This window comes from Saezia sanguinis, assembly GCF_963921665.1.
Lineage (GTDB): Bacteria > Pseudomonadota > Gammaproteobacteria > Burkholderiales > Burkholderiaceae_C > Saezia > Saezia sanguinis.
In genome coordinates this window covers 94440-118990 of the sequence record NZ_CAWUGC010000015.1, presented here as the reverse complement: position 1 = coordinate 118990, position 24551 = coordinate 94440, and the positions used below count along the sequence as shown (strand labels likewise).

The window sequence follows — 24551 nt, the reverse complement described above, 5'->3', positions numbered from 1 at the left end:
CGCTTCTACCATGCTGCATGGCCGGGGTTCAGCAGGAGTGTTTGATGAGATGGGGCTGCCCGGAGTTCTCAGCAGGAGCATGGCGGTATTGAAAACATCGACAACATCGGAGGCATCGGCAAAGGTATCAGCGGCAGCAGCATTGGATGAGATGGGCGCTGTTGATCTGGATTGGCTGGCGCCGGATTATGCGCCGGTGTGGCAGGCGCGTAGCGCACGGCTGGCTCTTTTGCAAGCTGATGCGCAGTTGCTCTCAGCGGTGAAAGCACATTACCGCGAGGAGCCGGTGGCGTTTATCAGCGACTGGCTGTGTACGTTTGACCCACGCCATGTGGAGGTGGGGGGCGATGCGCTGACGCCGTTTGTGCTGTTTGAGCGCCAGGCCGAGTGTGTGCGCTGGCTGGTGGCGCGCTGGCGCAGCCGCGAGGACGGGCTGGTTGAAAAAAGCCGCGACATGGGGGTGTCGTGGCTGTGTGTGGCCGTGGCGGTGTGGATGTGGTTGTTTCATCCTGGAGTGGTGATCGGGTTTGGTTCACGCAAGGAGGAGTACGTGGATAAGGTGGGCGACCCGAAGTCGTTGTTCTGGAAGGTGCGTACGGCGTTGCAGTATTTGCCGCGTGAGTTTTTGCCTAAAGGGTATGACGAGAAGAGGCATGCGCCGGCGATGCGCATCATCAACCCGGAGAATGGCGCGGTGATGGTGGGCGAGGCGGGCAGCAATATCGGGCGAGGTAACCGCACGTCGATTTATTTTAAGGATGAGTCGGCGTTTTATGAGCAGCCCGAGGCGATTGAAGCGGCGCTGAGCCAGACGAGTAACTGCAAGATTGATGTGAGTACGCCCAACGGGGTGGGTAATCCGTTTTACCGCAAGCGGCATGGCGGGCGCGTGCCGGTGTTTGTGTTTGACTGGCGGGATGATCCGCGTAAGGGCACGGATTGGTATGCACGCCAGCAGGCGCTGCTGGATGCGGTGGTGCTGGCGCAGGAGGTGGACCGTAATTATGCGGCGTCGGTGAGCAATACGTATATACCGGGTGATGTGGTGAGCCAGTGTATGCGCTGCGGCCCGGCCGATGTGCATGCGCTGGGGCCGTTGCAGGTGGGCGTGGATGTGGCGCGGTTTGGTGATGATAAGAGTGTGATTACGCTGCGCCAGGGGCGTGTGGTGTTTCCTCAGGTGGTGTTCGGCCAGGCCGATGTGGTGGATGTGGCGGGCCGGGTGAAGGATGTGGTGCATGACTGGGGCGGTGTTTATAGCCGCCAGCGGGGTGCCGGTGTGGCACAGATTGCGGTGGATACGATAGGTATTGGCGCGGGGGTGGCGGATATTTTGCGGCGTGAGTTCGGGCCGGTGGTGGTGGATGTGAATTCGGCGCTGCGGCTCTCAGACGGGCAGAACTATAACCTGCGCGCGCGGCTGTGGCGTGATTTGCGGGACTATCTGAAGGCTGGTGCGTCTTTGCCTAACGATGCGGAGTTGCAGACGGATTTGTCGGCGCTGCGTTATAGCTACAGGGGTGGTGCGTTGCTGATGGAGAGTAAAGAGGATGCGAAGCGGCGGGGCGTGAAGTCGCCCGACCGGGCGGATTCGCTGGCGCTGACGTTTGCCTACCCGGTGAGTGAGCGGCAGGAGCGGTTGCCGACGAAGGCGGTGGCGAATTTTAATTTCATGGATTGAGCGAATGAGGATCAGGGAAGGGAGTTTGGTATGGCAGGAACGATGGCGGCTGTGGGTGGTTTTCTTTCAACTTATGGTTCGACGATTGCCGGTGTGGCGGGTGCGGCCGGGGCGGTTGGCAGCGCAATGATGGCATCCAAGGCGAATAAGGCCGGGCCGCAACTGGATACGCTGAGTAACAAGGAGGTGACGCCTAACAATGAGGCGGCACTGCGCAACGCGCAGGATATGGCGCGCCGCCGTAAGGGGGTGGCTGCGAATATTTTGACCGATGGCAGCGGTAATACGAGTGGTGCGGTAGCCAGCAAAACGCTGCTTGGGCAGTAAGGCGCGGCAGGAAGCGGATGGCACAGATAAGAAGGGGGAGTGTGAGCATGGAGAAGGTTTCTGACCTGCTGGCGTTGCATGAGCAGTTGCGCCAGGAGCGCCGGTTGTATGAGCAGTTGTGGCAAAGTATTGCCGAGCGGGTGGCACCGAGCCGGGCAAATTTCAGGGAGCACCGCTCGATGACCGATGAGGCGCTGTACAAGGGCAAGGCGCGTACCGAGCATATTTATGATGCAACGCCGGCGCTGGCGCTCAAACGTTTTGCGGCGGCACTGTCGTCGCTGGCAACGCCGAAAAACCGCATGTGGCATGACATCAAGGCGGTGGATGAGGATCTGGACGGTGATCCGCAGGTGCGGGCTTATACCGAGCTGGTGCGTGACCGGTTGTTTTCGGCACGTTATTCGGCGAATTTTGATGTGGCCACGCAGGAGTGTTATCTGGATGCGGGCTGTTTTGGCAATGCGTGTATGTATGTGGGTGAGCGGCTGGGGCGTTCGCTGTATTACCGCCATGTGCCGCTGGAGCAGGTGTACTGGTGCAGCAATGATTATGGCGAAGTGGACTGGGTGGACCGCGAGTTTGCGCTGACGGCGCGCCAGGCGTATCAGCGGTTTGGCGACAGGCTGCCGGCAACGGTGATCAGTGCGAAGGAACGCACGCCGAACCAGAAGTTCTGGTTTGTGCATATGGTGCGCCCGCGCAGGGAGCGTGAGCAGCAGCGGCTGGATGCGCGTGGCATGGCGTTTGAGTCTATTTTTATTTCGCTGACGGGCTCGCAGGTGGTGGGTGAGGGCGGCTACCGCACGATGCCGTATTCGATTCTGCGGTTTTCGGGCGATGGTAATTATGGCGAGGGGCCGTGTGCGTTGGTGCTGCCTGATATCAAGATGCTGAATGTGATGAACCGCGACATGATGCAGGCCGCCGAGCTGGCGGTGATGCCGCCGATGCTGGCTGCGCGCGACGGTATTTTTTCGACCGGGTTTAATCTGACGCCGGGTGCCATCAATTATGGCGGGGTGGACGACCAGGGGCGGCAACTGGCGATTCCAATGCAGTTTGGTAACAGTCTGCCGATTGGCATGGAGATGATGGAGCAAAAGCGCCAGATTATCAATGATGCGCTGTGGAACACGTTGTTTCAGATTCTGGTGCAGACACCGAATATGACCGCTACCGAGGCAATGCTGCGTGCGCAGGAAAAGGGTGCGTTGCTGGCGCCTGCCGCAGCCCGGGTAGAGAGCGAGTTTTTGGAGCCGACGATTACGCGGGAGATTGATATTCTGGCCATGCACGAGGAGCTGCCGCAAATGCCTGAGGCGTTGATGGAGCAGGGCGGCGAGTACAGCATTGAGTATACGAATGAGCTGGCGCGTTACCGCCGTATGGATGACGGGGTGGCGATCATGCGATCGATTGAGCAACTGGGCGCACTGGCGCAGGTAGCTGGGCCCGATGTACTGGCGCGGGTGGATTTTGACCAGGCAGCCAAGGTGATGCTAGAAGTAAGCGGTGTGCCGGCGCGGGTGATCCGCGGGGATGATGAGGTGCAGGCGCTGATGGAGCAGCGGCAGGAGCAGCAGGCGCAGGAAATGCAGGCGCAGCAGCAACAGCAGATTCTGGCCGCCGCACCGGTAGCGGCAAGTGCCGCCAAGGATCTGGCGCAGGCGCAGGTGCTGGCTGCCACGGCAGAGCAGGGACCTATGCCGGGCGTTTCGCCGGGCTGATGGCGTAAGGGCTGGCAATGAACCGGATGACGTTTTTTAAGAATCTGCGGCACTGGTACCGGCGGGTGTTCTGGTACGGCGAGGTGATGCAGGATAACGCAGGTGCTGGTGGAGGTGTTGGCACAGATGCAGATGCAGCGCAGGAGCAGGCGTTGAGCCGTGCGGCACAGAAGGTGCTGGCGGATTTGCGCGGCTTTTGCCGCGCCGATATGTCGTGCGTAGTTTTTGGCAAGGATGGACGTGTGGATACGCACGCCACGGCGGTGCTGGAGGGGCGGCGCGAGGTATGGCTGAAGATTGTGCAGACACTCAATATCAGCGATGCACAACTGGTGCGGCTGATGAATGCGGGCACAGGGAATGATGATCAACGATGGAGTGATGAGCATGGATACAGTGAATGATGCGGGTGCGGATAACGGAGAGGTGCAGGTGCGTGATGATGCTTCGGTGAGTGCGGCGCTGCTGGGCAGTCTGCAAGGCGGTGTGGTGCCGCATGAGGCTGAAGGTGCAGCCGGGAATCATGCTGGAAATGAGGCTGGCAATGAAACCGGGAATCAAGCCGGGGATAAAGCCGGTTTGTTTGGCGATGGTGCTGAGCAGCCGCAGGGCGTGCAGATGCCGGGGCAGAATGCCACACCGCAGCAGTGGGCGCAGTTTTATGAGCAGATTGGCCGCCCACAACAGCCGCAGGATTATGAATTGCCGCTGCCACAGGGGGACGATGGTGTTTTTGCCAAGGAGATGGCGCCGCTGCTGTACCAGGCGGGGCTGACGCAGCACCAGGCGGAAACGCTGGCGCAGGGCTGGAATGCGTATATGGCACAGCAGGTGAGTGCAATGCAGGTGCAGCAGGAACAGCTGCAGGCAGCGCAGGAGGCACAGCACCAGGCCGAGGCGCAGGCGCTGAAGCAGGAGTGGCAGGGCCGCTATGACGCTAACATTGAGCTGGCGCGGCGTGCACGTGCGCAGTTTTTGCCGGCGGACCGGGCTGATGACATCATTAACGCACTGCAGGATGCGGTAGGGGTGAAGGCGACGGTGCAACTGCTGTATGAGATTGGCCGTGGGCTGGCCGAGGATGACGCGGCAGGGCTGGGCGGCAGTGGCCGTGCACAGGCAAGGAGTGCGGCAGAGGTGCTGTTTGACCGGGGCTGATCAGGGTAAAGGTTTTGTTGAGGTAAAGAACCTGTAGTCCAAATGAATTGACGACCCGCCTGATGGCGGGTTTTTTTATATGCCTTATGTCAGGGTTTTATCTGTTTAGTGGAACCCCATGCTGTTGTTGCGTATGAGTACTGGCTTGCCATCTTGGATTTCGTAGATTTCTTCAATGGAAAAGCGGGCTGAACCGCCAAAGCAGTCGTAGCCGTAGGGTGCCAGCAGCGCAAACTGGTCGCCAGTGGCGTTGACGCCGATATGCTGAAAGGTGCAGGTGTTGCTGATGTCGGCCAGGGCCGACTGGCTGGCCGCAAAGCGGGTGGCGGTGATGCGCCCGTTGGTGCGGGTGGAGACGATGAAGACCGGGCAGTCTTGTGCGGTGGGGGATGCGTTGCAGTCAGGGAGGGGGACGTCGTCATCGCTGGTGCGCATGCGTTCGGCGGCTTCGGGGTAGAGGCCGGTGTCAAAGCGGATGCACAGGTTGTCGTTCAGGCGTGTGGCAGTGCTGTCAAACGGGCATGGCGCTTGCGCTGTATACCGGTTGGCCTGGCTGACTTGGTTTTGCCAGTAGTTGGCGCGGGTGATGGTGTCGGTGCAGTGGGCAATTAACTGGCTTGTGTTGTGGGCGGTGGCGCGGCGCAGGTTTTCGGGCAACCAGGTTACGGGGGTGTAGTCTTCGTCGAGCAGCGGGGTCAGCACGCTCAGGCAGGTGTAGCCGTTGTTGTATGTGTTGCTATATATGTTTTTTTGCGGGGCATGCAGCAGGTAGAACATGCTGTCATTAAGTAGCCAAGCGTAGGCGGTGGCGGCTGCCAGGTCGGCCGAGGATGTCTGGTTTTCGCTGCTGGGGTTTTCGGGGCGGTTGAGGCAGTCGGCATCGACGGCATCTTGCAGCAGTTCCATGGCCGCCTGTGCGGCCTGCTCGGTTTTCCCCTGGTTTTGATATGCGGCAAGTGCCTGCTGGCGCAGGTTTTCCAGATGTTGTTGGGTACATTGGGCATATTGGGCAGCGGCACTGTTTTCGGATGCGGTCTGATTGGCGTGTGTGCCAGGCGGGAGGACCAGCATTACAAACAGCAGCATGGCCTGAATGGCGAAGGTGGCGGCTTGGTGTGCCTGCATGTCAGTGTGTTCCTATGGGGGTTGATGGTGGGGCAAGGCGGGTTGCCGTTGCTGCTGATTATATGTGGGGAGCCCGATTTTGCGGGTGTATTGCAGGATCTGTATACAATGAATCTGACGATGTTTTTTGGATGTGGATTCAAGGCGTGACAGGGAGTGGCGGTATGAAGCGGATGGGGTTGTGTGTGTTGAGCGGTGTGGTTGCACTGGTGCTGGGCGCGTGTAGTGGCATGCGCGGGCCGTTGCTGGATGCACAGGCTGCTGCTGCAACGACTGCTATAGCGCCATGGTCTGCAGGTGCGGTGGTGGCTGAAGGCAGGGTTGCTGCCCCGCAGGGTGTGTATCTGCTGTACCGGCGTTTTCTGGGCATGGTGGAGGGTGGTGGTTATCTGGTGCAGGATTTTTACCGCACGGGCGATGCCAAGTTGTCTGATGCTTATGTGGTGACGCGGCGCAATGAGGTGGTTTCTGCGTGTTTCAAGGCGGCGTGCCGCCACTCGGTGCAGGGGGCTTATGCGTTGTGGCATCCGGATGGTGCGCCGATGATGAGCGGGCAGTATCAGGATGGTGTGGCGTACGGACAGTGGCGCTGGTGGCATGACAGTGGTGAGATGAGTGTGCAGGGGGATTACCGCGATGATATGGCGCAGGGGCTGTGGTTGTACTGGTATGAGAGCGGTGAGCGGCAGATGCAGGGGCGTTATGAAGATGATATGGCACAAGGGGGGTGGGTGCAGTGGTATGAAGGCGGCGGCAAGTCTGTAGAGGGGCCGTATCTGGATGACGTGGCTGACGGGTTATGGTCATACTGGTATGAGAATGGCGTGATGTCGATGCAGGCGCATTATGAAAAGGGGCTGTTGCAGGGCACTTGGACGGTGTGGAATGAGGACGGGCAGAAGCGGGAGGAAGGACCCTATGTGGATAATGTGCGCCAGGGCTTGTGGACATGGTGGTATGACGATGGAGCTTATGAACAGGCGCAGTTTCAGAATGATGTGAGGCAGGGGCTTGCTACGACATGGTATGCCAGCGGGCATAAGTGGAGCGAGGGCCGTTATTTGAATAATGAGAAGGATGGGTTGTGGGTGAGCTGGTTTGAAAATGGTGTAAAGGCCGAAGAGGGGGTGTTCAGGAATGGCCAGTTGAGCGGTGTATGGCGGGTCTGGAACGAACACGGGCAACTGGTGCATGAGGAGGATTATGGTGTGCCAGCAGAGTGAAGGGCTGGTATAAAATGGTTTTGTGAAATGGTTCTTTAAATGGTTTTGCCGATGTGTGCGGGTATAGCGGGTGTATGTTGGCGGTACAAGATGATGCAAGGATATGAGATGAAAAAGTGGCTGGCAGCGGGGGTTTTGTTGTTTGCGGGGGCTTTGGCCGGGGCACAGGGCACGGTTGAAAGCAATAGTGCGGCGGCGCTGGATGAGGCGGCTACGGCTGCTGCGCCGTGGCAGGTGGGGGACGTGGTGAGCCGGTATTCGGATGATTACGAGAGCAGTGAGCAGTTGAGTGATTTGTACCGCCGCCATGGTGCGCAGGTGTTTGTGGTGTTTGATGCGTATCGCAAATTTTTAGGGGCAACGCCTGAGGGCGGTTATCTGGTACAGGATTTTTATGAGGAGAATGATAAGCCGTATACCGAGCCGTTTGTGCTGATGGATGCGCAGGAGGTGGTGCTTAAGGAGGATGTGCTGCGCCCGGGGTACAGGTCTTTTTCGGGGCCGCTGGTGACATGGTATTTGAATGGGCGCCAACAGCAGCAGGTGTTTTATGTAGATGGCGGTTTGCAGGGCCCGCTGATGACCTGGTACGACAATGGGCAGAAGCGGGAGGAAACGCAGTTTGAGGGGAATCAGCCCCATGGCTTGTGGACGACCTGGCACGATAACGGGCAAAAGCGCAGCGAGCTGTATTATGAGCATGGCCGTAAAGTGGGGCTGTGGCGCATGTGGGACCGTGACGGCAAGCTGGTGGATGAGCAGGACCATGGGAGCGTGACCGTAGAATCGGTGAATTGAACGGATATCAGATGGTGTGAAAAGACCACCCGCCGCACTGGCCGGGTGGTTTTTTTATGGGCGCTGTTGTATGAGCCGGTGTTGCAACTCCTGGGGACGATATAAAAGCCTAGGTGTTTTCCATGATGCGCGCTGTATAAAGGGGTGCTGTTTTGGTGACGGTAGCCTGGTCGGGTTGTGTGTGGTATGTGTATGGCAATGGGGTGTTGCAAGCCGGGCGAAGGTGTTTTCCCTGTGAAAAAGGGTGTGGGCCTGGCTGGTGTGGCCTGTACATCTGGCCGAAAAATGGGTGTGTGCGGGTATGCATACAGGTGCAAAGATAGGCACAAGGAAAAGTGGCTATGGCATAGATGGGGTTATTTTTTTTGGGCATGATGGCGACCTGTGCGGTTCCGATTTTGTGTGAATGCCGGCATGGTGCTGAACCGATGCTGGCGTATGTCGGTGTATGCCGGGTGGCGTGTTGCTGACGGACAGTCTGATTGGCTCGTGGGTCGGCTTGTGTTCAAACGGATGTGTTTTGCGGCAGATGGAGCCTGCTGCCTATGGCATTAAATGGAGTTGATGATGTATTTTTGAGTGTTGAAGAGCGTTTCGGTTGAAGAAAGTCTGTATCTCTGTCCTCCAGAGCAGTCTTTCTACTTTTGGCACCCAGTGCCAGCCACCCGCCCCGGTGGCTTTTTTTTTGCCTGTTCGAAATGACAGGGAGATAGAAAAAAACAGTTAAACTGATGATTGGGGCAAGAAAGTTGAAGACGGAGCCAGTGGTGAAAAAGGTTTTGCTGATGTTGGGGGGTATGGTGCTGATGCTGGGTGTTGCGGCAGGAGCGCAAAATGCATCATCGCCATCGATGGATGAGGCAGTGACTGCGGCTGCGCCGTGGGAATCGGGTGAGGTACGCCGTGATATAAAGCCGGTGTATGGATATGAGCGCCTAGATACAGGAGAGTGGGTCGAGAATAGGTATGAAGTGTATCGAATGTTTCTGGGAGCGGGTGCTGCCGGAGGGTATCTGGCTCAGGATTTTTACCGTTTGGATACGGGTGATGCGAAGATGACTGATCCATTTGTATTAATGGCGGAGGCGGATGTTTATTCTGATGAAAATTTGTTTGGTTTTTGGGATGTTTTCAGTTCTGATCATACATTTTGCTGGGGCTGCCCTGCTCTATCATATCGTTCGATTTCGGGGCCTTTGGTGATATGGCATCCTCGTGGAGAAAAGGTATTGGAGGGGATGTTTGATGATGGTCGGGCGCAGGGGTTATGGATGACATGGCATTCTAATGGCGATAAGCGTAGTGAAGCTCAGTTTGAACGCGGTGCGTTGCATGGAGAGCTGAGGCTGTGGAATGTGGATGGCGTCTTGCGCCATGGGGAGCAGGGGCAGGCTGAATGGATTCCGTGATGCGCGGTGTGGTCAAAACGCGGTTTGTTCTTTGTATGGAAAGCCACCTGATTCAAACCAGGTGGTTTTTTTTATGGGCATATATCAGGGTGTTTGTTTGCAGGTGTTCAGTTTTAAATGGTGAATATGAATTTATTTGTAGAATGCAGCCACTGCATGGATAAATTGTGGATGGTGACTGCATATGCGTAAGGTATGGATGGGTTTGTTGGGCATGATGGCTGCGCTGCTGCTGGGCGGCTGTGCCGGCATGTCGGGTGAGCGGTCGGATGGGGATGTGTCTGCGCAGATAGATAGAGCGGCGACTGCGGTAGCACCGTGGGGTGTGGGTGAAGTGGTGGCTACAGGGAGCCTGCCTTCGGGGGGCGGGCCGGTTGAGGTGTACCGGCGTTTTGTCGGGGTGTCTGTCAATGGTTTTTTTGTGGTGCAGGATTTTTATGCACATGGCGATGCGAAGTTCAGCGATCCGTATGAACTGATGCAGCAACGCGATGTATCTGCGGCCGGGTTTGATGCATGGCGCGGTGAGGCGATTTCGGGGCCGTATTTGGGCTGGTATCCGGATGGTGGGAAAAAATATCAACTGTTCTTTGTGCATGGGCGGCAATCGGGTGATGCGGTGATGTGGGGTGAGGATGGCGCCAAAGCCATCGAGGGTATGTATGAGGATGGTCTGGCGCATGGACGCTGGACGGTCTGGCATGATAACAGGCAGATGCGGGAAACGGGGGCATACGTGCATGACCACCAGCAGGGGCTGTGGCAGGAGTGGTATGACAACGGGCAACTGGCCTCGGAAGGTGCTTACCAGGATGGCGAGCCTGACGGGGTGTGGTGTTATTGGTATGAGAACGGTCACAAGTCGATGTCGGGCTTTTTTGAAAAGGGTCAAAGGCGCGGTGTGTGGCAGCGCTGGAGTGAGTCCGGTGAGTTGATTGAAAAGATGGATTACGGTGGCATGGTGCCAGCGTTGTGAGTTTTGTCAGGTTTTTTTAACCAGGAGTGTATCAGTGAAAAAGCAGTTGGTAGTTTTGGCTTGTTGGGCTACTTTGGCATGGGGCGCATCTGCGCAGGAGATTCCGTTGGTGGATGCGGCGGCAACGCTGGCTGCACCGTGGGAGATGGGGGCCCAGGTGGCAACGCAACCGATATCTGAGGCCTGTGGCGCCAAGTCGGTGGTGCGCCGGTTTTTGGGGATGACGGTTGATGGCCACTACCTGGTGCAGGATTTTTTTCATGTGCGTACTGATGAGGCCGGCAAGCCGGTGGAGTTGAAGCTGACCGATCCGTACATGGTGGTCAAGCGTGAAGATGTGGAGCGGGGTGATTTTTTTAAACCTTATGAGCGGGATGTTTCGGGTGCCTATGTGCGCTGGTCTTGCGATGGCAAGGAAAGGGTGCTGGGCGCCTATGAGAACGGGTTACAGAGCGGCCCCTGGGTGTTCTGGCATGCCAATGGGCAGAAGTCGGCAGAGGGTGAATACGTAGCCGGTAAGTCGCATGGTGTATGGACAAACTGGAGCGAGAGCGGCACCAAGACGGAATCCGGCGAGTGGAGCAATGGCGAACGCCAGGGGCTGTGGAGCGAATGGTACGACAATGGCCAGAAGAAGTCAGAAGGATCGTATGTGGCAGGTACCAAACAGGGCAACTGGACCAGCTGGCATGACAATGGCCAGAAGTCGGTAGAAGGTGCATACAAGGATGGTGAGATGCAGGGCCTGTGGGTGCGCTGGCATGCCAACGGGCAGAAGAATTCAGAGGGCAGCTACGATGGCGCTAAGCCGCAGGGGCATTGGGTCGAGTGGTATGCCAACGGGCAAAAGTTTGAGGAGGGGGACTACCAGGATGGCCGCAAGCACGGCGCCTGGATTCAGTGGCATGACAACGGTCAGAAGCAGACCGAAGGTGAGTTCAAGGATGGGCAGTTGCAGGGTACCTGGACACAGTGGCATGATAACGGCCAGAAAGCCGTAGAGGGCCAGTATCTGGATGGCAAGCAACAAGGCCAGTGGACTCAGTGGCATGCCAATGGCCAAAAGGCCAGTGAAGGCAGTTACCGCAGTGGTTCCAAAGTGGGCATATGGAGCCAGTGGGACGATAGCGGCAAGCTGCTGGATGAAGTGAACTATGGCGGCTCGGTATAATAACCTGGTATAAGGGCTGCCGGATGCCGCTGTGTTTGAGGTAGCAACTTCTGTATAAGGCGGTACCGGGTTCGACAATGGACCACCTGTCATGACGGCAGGTGGTTTTTTTATGGTTGTGGCCGGTTTGTTGGGGCATCTGGTGCGTTTGGGGTGCGCAAGCAGGTATAAATACAATTGGCGAAGGGGCATTTGAGACCTTGTGCCAAGAAGGGGTTTGGCAGGGTGTGTGCCGGCATGGCTGGTTGTATATTTTCAGAGGGAAAAGGGCCAAAGAGGCTTTGTGCCAGCCGCTGTTTTGCGGCTGGTTGTACCTGCGATGTGTTGCCTGATTGGTATATGGCATGTGCGTAATTGGCACAGCGGTGTTAGACTGTAATTACTTTCAGTGTGTGTTTATTTCTTTTAAACGGGTCGCACTGAATGTCTGTGGCATCAGGCCATGCATGGTGGTTTTGTCAGACCGTATGCAGGCTGAAATGTGATGCAAAGAATGGCGTCTGTGGGCAGGGCGGTTGTGTTTTCTCGATAGGCATGTGCCAGCAATAAGGCACGTTGTTTAACAAGGAGGCAAAGAATCGTTATGGACAAGAATAATGTTGGGTTCAGTGGTGCGGGGCTGCCAGGCCTTTCCGGTGTTTATACGTTAAAGGGGTGTGTCTGCCGGCAGAGTGCGCCGATTGACGCCGTGGCAACAGCTTTGGCGCCATGGCAGCCCGGTGAGGTGGTTGTGCGCGGCGGGGTGTATGCTTTTACGCAGATGTGCAAGCTGTACCGCAAGTTTCTCGGTGTGACGATCGGCGGACATTACCTGGTGCAGGATTTTTACGAGGAGGGGGACGGAAAGTACACCTGTGCGTATACCGTGATCGGTGAGAGCAGTGTGAAGCTGACCGACTTTGGTTATGTCAACCGCAGGATTACCGGCGCCTATCTGGTGTGGAACCCTGAGGGGCAGAAGGTGCAGGAGTCTTTTTTTCACAATGGCACGTTGCAGGGCAAGTCGAGAATATGGTATTTGAGCGGGCAGTTGGCTTCTGAAGCGCTGTATCTGAATGGCCGGCGTGAAAGTCTGTGGACCGAATGGTATGAAAATGGCGGCAAAAAGACGGAAGGTACTTATGTGAATGGCTTGCAGCAGGGGGTGTGGACCGACTGGTATGAAAACGGGCAGGTGATGGCCGAGTGTGAGTACTACGCCGGGCAGCAGCAGGGGTTGTGTGCCGAATGGGATACGGAAGGCAACAAGATTTGCGAGGGCTCATTTTTGCAGGGCCAGTTTCATGGTTTGTGGACAAGTTACTGGTATGAAAGCGGACAGAAAAAAGAAGAGGGGCTGTACTACAAGGGCAAAGAGGTGGGAACCTGGTATAAGTGGGATCAGGCAGGAATGCAGATCTGGCAGAAAAACTATGGAGAACCTCATCCCTTGGAGCATGAGGGCGGTGGCGGTGTGCCGGCAGGCGTGCTGATCAGGATGCCCGCAGGGGGGGATTGAAAAGGAGCTTCGGCTCCTTTTTTTATGGGCAGGCGGATATGTGATCGCAGGTAGAATGAGTGGTATGCGGGGCTGTGCATAACGCAGTCGGAGCGGATGTTGACAGAAAGGTAAAGCGATGCTGGCGATAGACCATATACAGGTGACGGTGCGGGATATGCGGGTGGCCGAGCCGTTTTATGACCGGCTGATGCCGATTTTTGGGTTTGATATCAACCGCAAGGTGAGTGCTGTGCTTGAGGCGCATGATCTGTATGTGGTGGAGTATTTGCACCCGGAGTATGACTTTGGCATTTGCTCGCCGCGGCGTGCTTTTGCACATGATGAAGTACACCGCAGAAAGCCCGGGGCGCTGCATCACCTGGCGTTCAGGGCGTCGTCGCGCGCGCAGGTGGACGATATGTATGCACAGGTGGCGGCTATCGGCGCACAGATTGTGCATGCGCCGCGTGTGTTTGAGGAGCACGGGCCGGATTATTATGCGTTTTTTTTCAAGGACCCTGACGGTATCAAGTATGAGGTGGTGTGTAACCCGAGGTAAGGTGTTTTTGGGAAAAATGTTTTTCCATGCAACAGATCAAACTGGCCTTGCGTTGGCTGTGTCAACAGTCTTTTTAGCAGTGAGGTTTTTCGGTTGTGTGAAAAGTTTCAGGTGCTTTGGTCATGATTTTTTGTTTGAGCGGCAGATGGACGCGTATCATTCATCCTCATGTAAAAAATGACCTGGATACGCTGACTCATCTACCGATAACAGAATGCACCTGACTGTTTTGCCGGGTAATTTCAGAGGTAGTGAATCACTTGTGGTTCATATTTCAGCTCGTTGCTTTTTTGATTAAAGTAGTCTGTTGTCATAACGGCGAGTTCAAAGCAGGATCTCTCAGGGTTGGTGGTCAGCACAATGACTTTGTCGCCTGCCGTCCAGGTGTAAAACTGTGCATAGAGCTCATATCCATGCGGGTGGGCGAATCGCTGACCGCTGATGATTTTTTCTGCTTCAGCGGTTAAATCGTTGAATTGATGGGTCCCAAACTGCTGATCCATGGTTTGTAAAATTTTTTCAAAGTCCGAAGTGCAATAGTTAAAGCTGTATTGCAGTATCCTGTTATTTTTGTCCGCCAACCCTTCAATATGCCACGGAGAGAATCCGTTTTTGATGGTAATGCCTTTGTTTTGAAGCTGTGTACGCAACGCCTGGTCAAAATCTGCCGCCACATTTAACCTGAAGGTTTTCAGCCCCTGGATTCCTCCTACACGGTCACCATAACCAACGATGCTTTTCTGGGCGTGCGCAAAACCTATCGTGTGTATGCAGGCCGGCTGTGAATTTTCTATGTCTTTCTGACACAGCGGGTACGCAAGGGTTTGCCCGAGGTTCAGGTAGTCAAAATTGATGCTTTGCTGTGCAGATGCCAAATGCATAAAGAAGCAGCTGAAGAAAATAATGAAGAGACTTTTTTTCATTGAGGGGTTCCATTTTTAAATGAATTTTCATTCTAGCGCGTTCTATGCGCCTTGTTGTGTGGGTGTGTTGTTCACATAAAAAGGGCACCGGGTTTTATGCTGCGCCTGTATCTTTATTTATATGTATGGAAGGAGCAGGAATGGCCGTTGCGAATGAGGCACCGCGTTCAAATTTGACGTTGAATGACTGGGCCAAACGATTGGATGAAAACGGGAAGGTGGACAAGATTGTTGAGATTCTGAATCAGAATAATTCGATTTTGTCTGACATGATTTGGCGCGAGGGGAATTTGCCGACCGGGCACAAGACCACCATTCGCACCGGTATGCCCAATGTGGCGTGGCGCAAGCTGTATGAGGGGGTGCAGCCGTCGAAGTCAACGACCGTGCAGATTACCGATACATGCGGGATGCTGGAGTCGTATTCAGAGGTGGATAAGGATCTGGCGGATTTGAATGGCAATACGGAGCAGTTCCGTTTGTCGGAGAGCCAGGCTTTTTTTGAGGCGATGAATCAGGAGATGGCGCAGACGCTGATTTATGGTAATGCAACGGCGGAGCCGGCGAAGTTTACCGGGCTGGCGGTGCGTTACAGCGAGCTGGCCAGTGCCAATGCGGCAGCGAGTGCGCAGAATGTGCTGGGTGCGGGTGGCACGACCGGGCCTCTGACTTCGATCTGGCTGGTAGGCTGGGGTGATAACACGGTGCATGGCATTTTCCCGAAAGGCTCCAAGGCCGGGCTGTCGTTTGACGATAAGGGCCAGGTGACGGTGACCGATGACAAGGGTGGGTATTTTGAGGCCTACCGTGCGCATATCAAGTGGAATGCGGGGCTGACGGTGCGTGACTGGCGTTATGTGGTGCGTGTTGCCAATATCAGCGTGAATGACCTGGAGGGGCTGAGCGGTTCGCAGGCGCTGGATGCGAAGACGTCGATCATCAAGCTGATGAGCCGTGCGATTGATCATCTGCCATCACTGGATGCGGTACGGCCTGCGTTTTACGTGAACCGCACGTTGTTTTCGCTGCTCAAGATTGCCGCGATGGAGAAGACGAGCAATGTGCTGTCGATTGAGCAGGGGCTCAATCAGTTTGGCAAGCGCACCAGCGAGGTGGTGTTTGACGGTGTGCCGATTCGCAAGGTGGATCGCATTATGAACAATGAGGATGTGGTGGTTGCTCCCTGAGGGGGCGGGTGACACGGTAAGGAGTGTACAGATGATTTTGGATAGCAAACTGGAGTTTTCTAACAAGCAGGTGGTGTCGGCCAATGCACTTTCAGACAATGTGCTGAATATGTTTGCCGGTACAACACCAAACGCCAAGGTGGACCTGGGCGCAGGTGAGCCGGTGTGGCTGGTGGTGCAGTTGGCGACTGCGGCGGCCAGCGGTACCGGTACGCTGACGGTGACGCTGGAGACGGCGGATAACGCGCAGATGACGGGCGCGAAGGTGGTGGTGAGTTCGGGTGAGGTGGACGTGAGTGCCTTGCAGCCGTATCAGCGGTTGTGTGCGTTGCGTTTGCCTTTGGATGCGTACCGGAAGTATCTGGCCGTGCGTTATACCGTGGATGGTTCACTGACCAATGGGGTGGTGAATGCATTTATGGTGAAGGATGCGCATGTGAGCCATGCGCTGGCCGCGGGCAGCGCCATGCTGTAAACAGCAGGGAGCCGGCCGCAGCAGGGCCGGTTGGTGGTGACGGAGTGCAGGCGATGCAGGTGCAATAAGGCAATGGGGCAATGAAGCGTGGACGTTGTTGTGTGGCCTGCACTCCGTTTTTCTGTGTCTGTGTTTGTACTGGTGGCACTGGGGCGGCTCTTGAAGGTATGTCTAAAGGGGTGATGGATGGCGGTGGATGTTGAAGATGGGTTTGATATTTCGATAGAGATCGGCGGTATTGTGGTGAGTGGTGAGACGGTGCGGCTGGGGTTTTCTGTGGCGCAGCAGGTGACGGTTTCACAGTGGGGTGATAACACGCTGGATCTGGATGCGATCAAGACGTCGCCTTATGATCTGGCGCTGGATGATGGTTCGGGCCTGCCGGCTTATCTGGGGGTGATGCTGTTGCAGCCCAAGGATGCGGGCAACGGCCAGGCACCTGAACGGCCTGCGGGAATGGTGCGCATGGTGGTGAAGACGGCTGCCGGTGACGACTGGGAGAATGCGCAGACGGTGCTGGAAACGGATACGGTGGATGTTTCGACAGTGCAGGTGGGCAGTTTGTTTGCAGTGCAGGTGTTTCCGCCGGGGGGGTATCAGAAGCGGTTCCGTTTGTATTATGAAGTGCAGCAGTCGCTGGAGAATGCATGGTTTTATGCGTTCATTACGAATCAGCCGTCGGTTGACAGGCGTTTGTCGTTTGTGAAGGTGTGAGGCTGATGGGGTATGAGTTGGGCGTGAGTGCCGTATTTGGCGGTGTTTTTTGAAAGGTGGGCGGTGATGGTGAAGTGGCAGGCAAGGGAGATGGGGCAGGTGCAGAATGTGCTGATTCAACCGGGTGAGGTGTTTGTGAGCGGGCGTGATTGTTCGCACTGGGCAGACCGGGTGGAGCCTGCTGAGGCAGCGCCTGTTGCCGTGGTGCAAAAGAAGGCGGTGCGCAAAGCGGATGCTTCTAAAAGTACCCGGCCAGCTTCAACGGCACGTACAGCCAGGGCGCGTGCAGAAAAGGGCTGAAGGGTAAAAGGGCCAGCCGGGTGAGGCGCGGGGTTTTGAGCATGTGTTATCCCTGCGTATAATGTTTCGGGGTATGTGACGAGGGGGCAGTTGATCTGCCTCTTGTTCTTCCTGTAAACAAGTGAGATGGCTGCCGCATCTAACGGCAGGCTGGTGGGGATGGATGATGCCGATTTATGCGAGTGTGCTGTTGACCGTGGTGGGGCTGCTGTGGTCTGGCCTGATTTTATTTTGTATGCTTGCAGGTCTGGCAGAAGGTTTGGGGACATGGCTCGGGCTGTTGTTTATGCAGGTGGGGGGCATTGCTTTCTTTTTGATTGGCGTATCGGGTTTAGTGCGCAGCGTGCGTTACCTGATCAGGTGGAAGCTGCTGACGCGCAGCGGCAAAAAGATTTCAGTACGGCTCACGCGGGTGGAAGTGAATAAGAATCTGGCGGCGAATGGGCGTCATCCGTATCGGCTGGTGTCGGAGTGGGTGCATCCAGACAGCAAGGTGCTGTATGTTTTTTTGAGCAGGCAGCTGTGGGTGGACCCTGACCCGTACATTCCGGATGACCGTATGCTGGATGTGTATGTGGATGCCCGCGATTACAAAAGGTATGTGATGGATACGTCTTTTGTGCCAACAGAGAAGGAACGCGAGGCGCAAACTCGAACGCAAACGGATTGAGTCATTGAGCTGAGCAATCGGCCATTGGGCGCTGGTTGTGCGGTTTGCTGGTTGGTTCAGACCTCATGGGTTTATGTGCCTGTGAGTTTTTTATTGCGTGTCAATGCGAAAAACGAGCAATCTGCTCGTGTAAGGGGGTAAAGGCTTTGCCGCTATTTATAATGCCACGCAGGCAGCAAGGATGGGCGAACAGATCAAGATGTTGTCTGTCTGTGCCTGAACACAGTGGTTGTGGCATGGTGATGTAAAGGAGTCAAACGTTGAAATGGACGCTTAGGATTTTTGCGATTATCGGTCTGGTGTTTTTGCTGGCAGGTGGTTATCTGGCTTGCCAGACATTGCTGTTTCGTATGGGCTCGGTGAAGACGACGGGCGAAGTGGTGGATTTGGTCGGGTATGAGCATTACAAGCCGGTGGTTGTATTTGAAACGGCCGACGGGCAGGAGATTATGTTTCATGGCAGTATCGGATCAAGCCCGCCTGCTTATGTTATTGGTGAGCGGGTGCCGGTGTATTACCAGCCGGCTGAACCGGATGGGGCGCGTATTGGCAGTTTTTCGGAGGGCTGGCTTTTTGCAGTGGCTTTGCTGGGTTTTGGCGGTGTTTTTTTCCTGGTGGGTGTCGTGCCGATGTGGCTGATGCGCTCAGGAGAGGCCAGGCTGCAGCGGTTGAGGCAGAGCGGGCAGAGGCTTTCGGTGCGGCTGACGCGGGTGGAGCGTAACCAGAGTATTTCGGTGAATGGGCGGCACCCGTACCGGCTGGTGTCGGAGTGGCAGAATCCTCAGGATAAAAAGCTGTATGTTTATTTCAGTAAGAATTTGTGGGTGGACCCTGACCCGTTCATTCCGGATGACCGCATGCTGGATGTGTATGTGGATATCAATAATTATAAAAAGTATGCGATGGATACTTCTTTCATTCCTGAAAGGGCGTGAGGGATGGCAGTTGTGCGCAAGGGCGGCTGCTTATAGCGCGGGACCGCCGTTGATAGAGAATAGAAGCGTTGTCTGAAACCGGGATCATCGTTCCCGGTTTTTTTCTGGTTGTTGGTATTTAATGATGAGCCGCGGTGGTTATGGCAGGCCGGGGCTGAGTGTGTGCTGCGTATCGCTGGTGGTGGAGACGTACTCCCAGAGGCCGTCTGTGGTAAAGGCCAGTTGTAAAAATTGTTCAACCTGGTCGGACGTGGTGAAGCGAAACGGCCCGGAGAAGATGGGTTGAGGGACGGTGTCGGTACCGGTATCGGGTTCAGGCTCGCGCCAGCTGGAGTCGCGCCGTTCGTTGTGAACGCGTACCGGATAGAGGTGCTTCCGGTTCCAGATGATGTAGCCGTTCAGGTCGTCTCCCATGCCGTCCATGTAATGGGGGTCGTAACTGGTGACGACCAGTGTGATGTGGTTGCCGTCCGGCAGGGTGCCGCTCCACAGGCCGGGTTCCGGTCTGAGGGGGTAGTGCGGCTGGCATGGGCCGCTGCCGTTGAGCAGGCATTGGCCGTAAGCACTGAGGTAGGGCGCCAGGCTGGCATAGCTGATTTCATTGTGCCAGCCGGGCTTGACGTTGACGCCGTGCAGCGTGGTCTGCCCGCCCAGGCAGGAGGTGTCGAGGTCTTCCATGACCAGGGTATGTGGCAGCAGTTGCAGGGCCTGCGCGTTGGAGGTGAGCATGACGGTGCCACCGGCTTCTTCCACGGACCAGAGCTGGCAGTCTTCATAACGGGTGTATTCGTTTTGTGACGGGTCTGCTTCAGTGTTTGTTTCGTGTTCTGTTCTATGCCCCGGTGCTGCGGGTATGCGGGCCAGCAGTTGTTCGTATACGGCGTTGCGCTGTGCCATGAGTTGTTCATTGAGCCAGATGATGCCTTCGCGGCTGAGCAGCAGGTTCAAGGTGACAGGCTGGCCGCTGTCCAGATCAAACACGTAATTGCGGATGTACCGCTGGCTGAAGCCGGGTTGCAGTTGTGCAGTGTTGGTGCGCGGCCCGATGTCGGTTTGCAGCGTCAGGAAGCGGGGCGTCTGGTGTATGACGCGGTAGTTTCTTTGCTGCAGGTTTTCTGTCTGGTTTTGCAGTTCATGCCGGGTGTCCAGAGGGTAGGGGCCGGCTGTATCGGCTTGCGGCGAGTTGGCGCGCAGTTCGGATATTTGCAGCAGCAGGTTGATGCTGTCGGCCACCCGCTGGCGGGCCGGGTCTGTGGTTTCTATGAAGGGAAAGTGGTTCTCATGGCGGGTTTGGGCGTCAGAGGTGGTTATGCCGGTGACGCGGATGTCTGCGCTGGCCTGGCTGCTGGCCAGGGCGAGCAGCAGGGCAGATGCCAGAAATGTGAGGCAGCGCCGTATGGGGGTGGGGGTGTTTTGCATGGTTGTTTGAGGCGGTAGCGGTGTGAGGGAGTTTGTGGGAATTGTAGCGGCTGCGTTCACATAGCGAGCATGGCGGCTTTTATAGTGTGCCTGGCGTATTGAAAATGATGATGAGAGAAAAGAGGTGGGCATGACGGATCCGGTTGCTATTGCCAACAAGGCGCTGACCAAGCTGGGGGCTGAGCGTATTTTGTTGCTGGAAGATGATGTGAAGGCCGCACGGGTGATGAAGGCGCTGTTTGCCGATGTGCGCGATGCGGAGCTGGCGGCATACCACTGGAAGTTTGCGATCCGGCGTGCACAGTTGCCGGCACTGGTTGATGCGCCGGCGTTTGGTTATGAGTTTACTTACCTGCTGCCGCGTGATTATCTGGCGCTGGTGCAGTTGAATGATTTGCTGGTGCTGGCGCGCAGGCACGGTAAGCCGTGGTGGTCGATTGAGGGGGATCGCCTGTTGAGCGACTGGGCGCCGCCGCTGCGGATACGGTATGTGGCGCGGGTGGAGGATTACCGGTTGTTCAGTCCGCTGTTTGTGGAGGTGCTGTCGTGCAAGCTGGCGCTGGAGGCGTGTGAGTCGCTGACGCAGTCGAATACGAAAAAGCAGAATCTGTGGCAGGAGTATGAGCAGGCGCTGCGGCGTGCGATCAGGCAGGATGCGGTGGAAACGGCTCCGGATGTGGCCGCGCAGGGTAACTGGCTGGCGGCGCGCGAGTCGGGTGGCATGACAGGCAGCGAGGCGGCTGACAGTGCACGCAGTGGAGGGTTCTATGGCTAAGGCGTCTCCTGCGCTGACGAATTTTAATGCGGGGGAGATTTCTCCGCTGCTGGATGCCCGGGTTGATTTTGAGAAGTATCCGAATGCGGCTTCGCTGCTGGAGAATTTTGTGCCCACGGTTCAGGGGCCGCTGAAGAAGCGTGCCGGAACGCGGTTTGCCGGGACGAGTAAGGATAATGGGCAGTGTGTGCTGATTCCGTTTGAGTATTCGGTGTCTCAGGCGTATATGGTGGAGTTCGGGGTTGGTTATGCGCGTTTTTATACGACCGATTCGAGCACGGGTGAGCGCGGGTTGCTGTTGAATGCAAGTGGTTTGCCGGTGGAGGTGGCGACGTCTTATACGTTGAGCCATCTTTTTAATGCCGATGGCAGCACCAAACTGAAGTATGCGCAGGCGGGGGATGTGCTGTATCTGTGCTGCCCGGGGCTTCCGGTTTGTACGCTCAGGCGGACGTCGGCCACGGGGTTTGAGTTTTTGTATTACGAGACGAAAAACGGGCCGTTCAAGGATTTGAATGATTCAAGCACGACTATTTATGCGAATGCCCAGTCGGGTTATGTCAGGCTGACCGCATCGGCTCCGATTTTTCACAGCGGGATGCTGGATACGTGGGTATATCTGGAAACGCCTGCACATGCGGCAGTGAAACCATGGATTTCCAGTGAGCCGGTGTGGCCTGGTAATCTACGGCGCTCTGACGGTAAAAATTATATATCCCAGACCAATGCCTATACCGGCACGGTGCAGCCGGTGCATACCGAAGGGCTGGAGTGGGATGGGCCGAATGTGATGGAGCTTAACCCTGTGCACATGGTGGGGGTGTTGTGGCAGTACAGTGATCCGGGTTATGGCAGCGTGATGATCAAGAATGTGATCAGCAGCTATGAGGTGGAAGGCTGGGTGTGGAGCAAGTCGTTGTTGCCGTTGCATGTGTGCGGTTATGAGAACCGGACGACGCGCTGGGCGCTGGGGGCATGGGATCAGGCGCAGGGGTATCCGACTTCGGTGGCGTTTTTCCGTTCGCGCCTGTGGTTTGCGCGCGGGCAGAAGGTGTGGGCTTCGGTGGTTGAAGATTTTACGGATTTTTCGCCTCAGGATAACAGTGAGGTGACAGCGGATATGGCGATCAGTATCACGCTGGCATCCGGGCAGATCAATGACATTCAGTGGTTGCTGCCGGATAAGGATTTAATTGCGGGTACGGCCGCAGGCGAGTTTGCGATTGGCGAGCTGAGCAATGGTGATGCGCTGGGGCCAAACAATATCCGCGCGGTGTTGCAGTCGGAGTATGGCTCCAAGTCGATTCAGCCGGTGAAGAATGGCAGTTCAATTTTGTTTATTCAGCGTGCGGGGCTGAAAGCGCGTGAGTTTTATTACAACATCGGGGCCGATGGTTATGTGTCGGAGGATGCGGCTGTGGTGGCCGAGCATATCACCGCTGGCGATGGTGTGGTGGTGTCTGGCGGGCGCAAGGCATTCGGGATTGTGGCGATGGCGCTGGCGCAGGAGCCTGATCCGGTGGTGTGGATGGTGCGCTCTGACAGGCAGTTGATCGGGCTGACCTGGAATAACGAGCAGAAGGTGAAGGGCTGGCACCGGCACAGTGTGAGTGGCGAGGTGGAGTCGGTCGGGGTAATTCCGGCTTTTGAGGGGGACCGCGAGGAGCTGTGGCTGTGTGTGAAGCGCATGGTGAATGGCCGGGTGTGCCGCTGTATCGAGTATATGGATGCGATGTATCGCAGCGGGGAGGATCCCAGCGAGCAGTTTTATCTGGATTGCGGGTTGTCATATCGTGGTACGCCGACTCAGGTGGTGCAGGGCTTGTCGCATCTGGAAGGGTGCGAGGTGGCGGTGCTGGCCGATGGTGCTGTGCAGTCGAATGCATTGGTGCGGGATGGTGCGATTACGCTGGCCAGCGCTGCGTCTGTTGTGCATGTGGGGTTGCCGTATACGGCCACTTACCGCTCGATGCGCATTGAGGCGGCTGCGGCCGATGGTACGGCACAGGGCAAAACCAAGCGGATCAATAAGGCGGTGTTCCGGCTGCTGGATACGGGCAGCGGACGTTATGGCGCCAGCCTGGATAAGCTGGATACGCTGATGTTCAGAACGCCGCAGCACGCGATGAGCAAGGCGGTGCCGTTGTTCAGCGGCGATAAGCTGGTGGAGTTTCCGGGGGATTATGGTGAGGACGGCTATGTTGTGTTTGTCAGTGACCAGCCGTATGCGGCAACGCTGGTGGGTATTTTCCCGCAGGTGACCACACAGGACCGGTGATGGGAGTGGGGTTGAAGCTGGGGCTGGAGATTCAGGCATTGACCCAGGCGCATTTGCAGGCCATTGTGTTGCAGCCTGAGCAGGAGGCGATGCGCGAGGCGCTGGATTCGGGGGCGTTTTATGCATCGATGGCGGCTTCGCCGCTGCCTGCATATGCGCTGCTGCATGAGGGCGAGGTGATGGGTTGTTACGGTACGTTTTTGTTGTGGCAGGGGCGCGGCATGGTGTGGGCGCTGTTGTCGCGCCATGCCGGGCGTTGCATGCGGGCCGGGTGCCGCATCGCCAAAGGGTATATCGGCAGTGTGCCGCTGACCAGGCTGGAGGCGTATGTGCGCACGGATTTTAAGGCCGGCAACCAGTGGGTGCGGCTGCTGGGGTTTACACGTGAGGGTACGATGCGGCGTTTTTTTGCCAATGGAGCCGATGCGTATATGTATGCACGGGTGCATGAGGTGGAATGTGCGGTGTGATGGAGGCCGGCCACGGCTGGTACGGCAGACAGGAGGGAGGAAGTAATGGGAGCTGATTTTTCGCAGATAGCGCCTCAGGCAGGTGGAACGCTGGCCAGTGGCGCGATGCAGGCATACGGGGCATTAAGCCAGGGGCGTTCGGCCAGGGATGCCGGGCGGGCCAATGCCCGGATTCTGGAGGAGCAGGCAAACAACCGCCTGCGTGCTTCAACGGTCAGGGGGGATGTGTTGCGCTCGCAGGCACGGCAGGTGATTGGCGAGCAGTTGGCTGCGGGAGCGCAGTCGGGGGTGGGTTTAAGCGGCTCGCGGCTGGATATGCTGCGCCAGTCTTACGACAATCTGGAGGCTGATGTGGCCGCCGTGCATACGGACGCGCTGATTGACGCGACCGGGCTGAAAAATCAGGCTACCGTGCAGCGCTGGGAGGGTGACCAGGCTTATAAGGCGGGCAAAATGGGCGCGCTGACAGCGGCGGTGAATACCGGGGTGAGTCTGTACAGTCTGTTTGACAGTGTCAAGCCGGTGAAGGATCAGTTCAAGAAGAATTCAGGTCAATCGGCGGGAAGTAAAACGTCAAAATACCCGGCAATGACCAAACAGAGCGGGCGCTTTACCTCAATGGATACGCTGACGCAGTGGGCGTTTGGCACGGATGGTATTAAAAAAAGGGGCAGTGCCACCAGCCAGTTGCTGAAAACGCCTGCTTACGGCAGTCAGCGGCTGTCAAAAGGCTATCGCGGTTATCAGCGCGGCACAGGAGGGGTTTGA

25 protein-coding genes are annotated in these 24551 nt (G+C 56.5%); 22 read left to right on the top strand and 3 right to left on the bottom strand.

Features of this window, described 5'->3' with window-relative positions; translation table 11 throughout:
• Positions 1–79 precede the first annotated feature (79 nt).
• Genes AACY98_RS10120 through AACY98_RS10100 form a run of 5 tightly spaced genes read left to right on the top strand, consistent with a single transcriptional unit; the run spans position 80 to position 4896 of the window.
• The gene (locus AACY98_RS10120; protein WP_339804715.1) at positions 80–1681 is read left to right on the top strand and encodes a TerL protein; all 1602 of its coding nucleotides are present in this window, start codon (positions 80–82) and stop codon (positions 1679–1681) included.
• 30 nt (positions 1682–1711) lie between these two features.
• Positions 1712–2008: a hypothetical protein gene (locus AACY98_RS10115; protein WP_126980045.1), complete on the top strand. Its 297-nt coding sequence runs from the start codon at positions 1712–1714 to the stop codon at positions 2006–2008.
• Between the two features lie 47 nt (positions 2009–2055).
• The gene (locus AACY98_RS10110; RefSeq protein WP_339804713.1) at positions 2056–3738 is read left to right on the top strand and encodes a portal protein; all 1683 of its coding nucleotides are present in this window, start codon (positions 2056–2058) and stop codon (positions 3736–3738) included.
• A gap of 26 nt (positions 3739–3764) precedes the next feature.
• Complete coding sequence (locus AACY98_RS10105; protein ID WP_339804712.1) at positions 3765–4142, top strand: hypothetical protein; 378 nt, start codon at positions 3765–3767, stop codon at positions 4140–4142.
• Positions 4126–4896 carry a hypothetical protein gene (locus tag AACY98_RS10100; protein WP_339804710.1) on the top strand — a complete coding sequence of 257 codons (771 nt, stop codon included), beginning with the start codon at positions 4126–4128 and terminating at the stop codon, positions 4894–4896. The genes AACY98_RS10105 and AACY98_RS10100 overlap by 17 nt, the downstream gene beginning before the upstream one ends.
• Positions 4897–5001: 105 nt before the next feature.
• On the opposite strand, the gene AACY98_RS10095 is transcribed toward AACY98_RS10100, so the two are convergent.
• On the bottom strand, positions 5002–6021 hold the full coding sequence (locus AACY98_RS10095) for a hypothetical protein (RefSeq protein ID WP_339804709.1): 1020 nt from the start codon (positions 6019–6021) through the stop codon (positions 5002–5004).
• A gap of 164 nt (positions 6022–6185) precedes the next feature.
• Here AACY98_RS10095 and AACY98_RS10090 point away from each other — a divergent pair, with 164 nt between their 5' ends.
• From AACY98_RS10090 to AACY98_RS10060, 7 genes are all read left to right on the top strand, one after another.
• The gene (locus AACY98_RS10090) at positions 6186–7244 is read left to right on the top strand and encodes a toxin-antitoxin system YwqK family antitoxin (RefSeq protein ID WP_339804707.1); all 1059 of its coding nucleotides are present in this window, start codon (positions 6186–6188) and stop codon (positions 7242–7244) included.
• A gap of 108 nt (positions 7245–7352) precedes the next feature.
• Positions 7353–8042 (top strand): toxin-antitoxin system YwqK family antitoxin, encoded by a 690-nt coding sequence (locus tag AACY98_RS10085; protein ID WP_339804705.1) that lies wholly within the window; start codon positions 7353–7355, stop codon positions 8040–8042.
• A gap of 767 nt (positions 8043–8809) precedes the next feature.
• Positions 8810–9451, top strand: a complete 642-nt coding sequence (locus AACY98_RS10080) for a toxin-antitoxin system YwqK family antitoxin (protein ID WP_339804703.1) — start codon at positions 8810–8812, stop codon at positions 9449–9451.
• Between the two features lie 184 nt (positions 9452–9635).
• Positions 9636–10427 (top strand): toxin-antitoxin system YwqK family antitoxin, encoded by a 792-nt coding sequence (locus AACY98_RS10075; protein ID WP_339804701.1) that lies wholly within the window; start codon positions 9636–9638, stop codon positions 10425–10427.
• A 34-nt stretch (positions 10428–10461) separates the two neighbouring features.
• The gene (locus AACY98_RS10070) at positions 10462–11598 is read left to right on the top strand and encodes a toxin-antitoxin system YwqK family antitoxin (protein WP_339804700.1); all 1137 of its coding nucleotides are present in this window, start codon (positions 10462–10464) and stop codon (positions 11596–11598) included.
• A 583-nt stretch (positions 11599–12181) separates the two neighbouring features.
• Entirely contained in the window at positions 12182–13096 is a 915-nt protein-coding gene (locus AACY98_RS10065; RefSeq protein WP_126980055.1) for a toxin-antitoxin system YwqK family antitoxin, read from the top strand.
• A 118-nt stretch (positions 13097–13214) separates the two neighbouring features.
• Positions 13215–13637, top strand: a complete 423-nt coding sequence (locus AACY98_RS10060) for a VOC family protein (protein WP_339804697.1) — start codon at positions 13215–13217, stop codon at positions 13635–13637.
• A 242-nt stretch (positions 13638–13879) separates the two neighbouring features.
• On the opposite strand, the gene AACY98_RS10055 is transcribed toward AACY98_RS10060, so the two are convergent.
• Positions 13880–14311 carry a hypothetical protein gene (locus AACY98_RS10055; RefSeq protein ID WP_339804695.1) on the bottom strand — a complete coding sequence of 144 codons (432 nt, stop codon included), beginning with the start codon at positions 14309–14311 and terminating at the stop codon, positions 13880–13882.
• Between the two features lie 389 nt (positions 14312–14700).
• Here AACY98_RS10055 and AACY98_RS10050 point away from each other — a divergent pair, with 389 nt between their 5' ends.
• From AACY98_RS10050 to AACY98_RS10025, 6 genes are all read left to right on the top strand, one after another.
• On the top strand, positions 14701–15747 hold the full coding sequence (locus tag AACY98_RS10050; protein ID WP_126980058.1) for a major capsid protein: 1047 nt from the start codon (positions 14701–14703) through the stop codon (positions 15745–15747).
• A 31-nt stretch (positions 15748–15778) separates the two neighbouring features.
• Entirely contained in the window at positions 15779–16222 is a 444-nt protein-coding gene (locus AACY98_RS10045; RefSeq protein ID WP_339804693.1) for a Bbp16 family capsid cement protein, read from the top strand.
• A gap of 186 nt (positions 16223–16408) precedes the next feature.
• A complete protein-coding gene (locus AACY98_RS10040; RefSeq protein WP_339804691.1) occupies positions 16409–16936 on the top strand; it encodes a hypothetical protein in 528 nt (175 codons plus the stop codon).
• 66 nt (positions 16937–17002) lie between these two features.
• Positions 17003–17236: a hypothetical protein gene (locus AACY98_RS10035; RefSeq protein WP_126980061.1), complete on the top strand. Its 234-nt coding sequence runs from the start codon at positions 17003–17005 to the stop codon at positions 17234–17236.
• A 163-nt stretch (positions 17237–17399) separates the two neighbouring features.
• A complete protein-coding gene (locus AACY98_RS10030; protein WP_339804688.1) occupies positions 17400–17906 on the top strand; it encodes a hypothetical protein in 507 nt (168 codons plus the stop codon).
• A 260-nt stretch (positions 17907–18166) separates the two neighbouring features.
• Complete coding sequence (locus AACY98_RS10025) at positions 18167–18841, top strand: DUF3592 domain-containing protein (RefSeq protein ID WP_339804686.1); 675 nt, start codon at positions 18167–18169, stop codon at positions 18839–18841.
• Between the two features lie 138 nt (positions 18842–18979).
• On the opposite strand, the gene AACY98_RS10020 is transcribed toward AACY98_RS10025, so the two are convergent.
• A complete protein-coding gene (locus AACY98_RS10020; RefSeq protein ID WP_339804684.1) occupies positions 18980–20392 on the bottom strand; it encodes a hypothetical protein in 1413 nt (470 codons plus the stop codon).
• Between AACY98_RS10020 and AACY98_RS10015 the strand changes: the two genes are divergently transcribed.
• From AACY98_RS10015 to AACY98_RS10000, 4 genes are read left to right on the top strand one after another with little or no spacing between them, the layout of a single operon-like run.
• Positions 20391–21035: a hypothetical protein gene (locus AACY98_RS10015; RefSeq protein ID WP_126980065.1), complete on the top strand. Its 645-nt coding sequence runs from the start codon at positions 20391–20393 to the stop codon at positions 21033–21035. The two genes, AACY98_RS10020 and AACY98_RS10015, sit on opposite strands and share 2 nt — an antisense overlap.
• Positions 21028–23313, top strand: coding sequence for a hypothetical protein (locus AACY98_RS10010; RefSeq protein WP_339804683.1), 2286 nt, complete (start codon positions 21028–21030; stop codon positions 23311–23313). Before AACY98_RS10015 ends, AACY98_RS10010 begins: the two co-directional genes overlap by 8 nt.
• Positions 23313–23783, top strand: coding sequence for a hypothetical protein (locus AACY98_RS10005; RefSeq protein WP_126980067.1), 471 nt, complete (start codon positions 23313–23315; stop codon positions 23781–23783). Before AACY98_RS10010 ends, AACY98_RS10005 begins: the two co-directional genes overlap by 1 nt.
• A gap of 45 nt (positions 23784–23828) precedes the next feature.
• Positions 23829–24551, top strand: coding sequence for a hypothetical protein (locus AACY98_RS10000; RefSeq protein ID WP_339804680.1), 723 nt, complete (start codon positions 23829–23831; stop codon positions 24549–24551).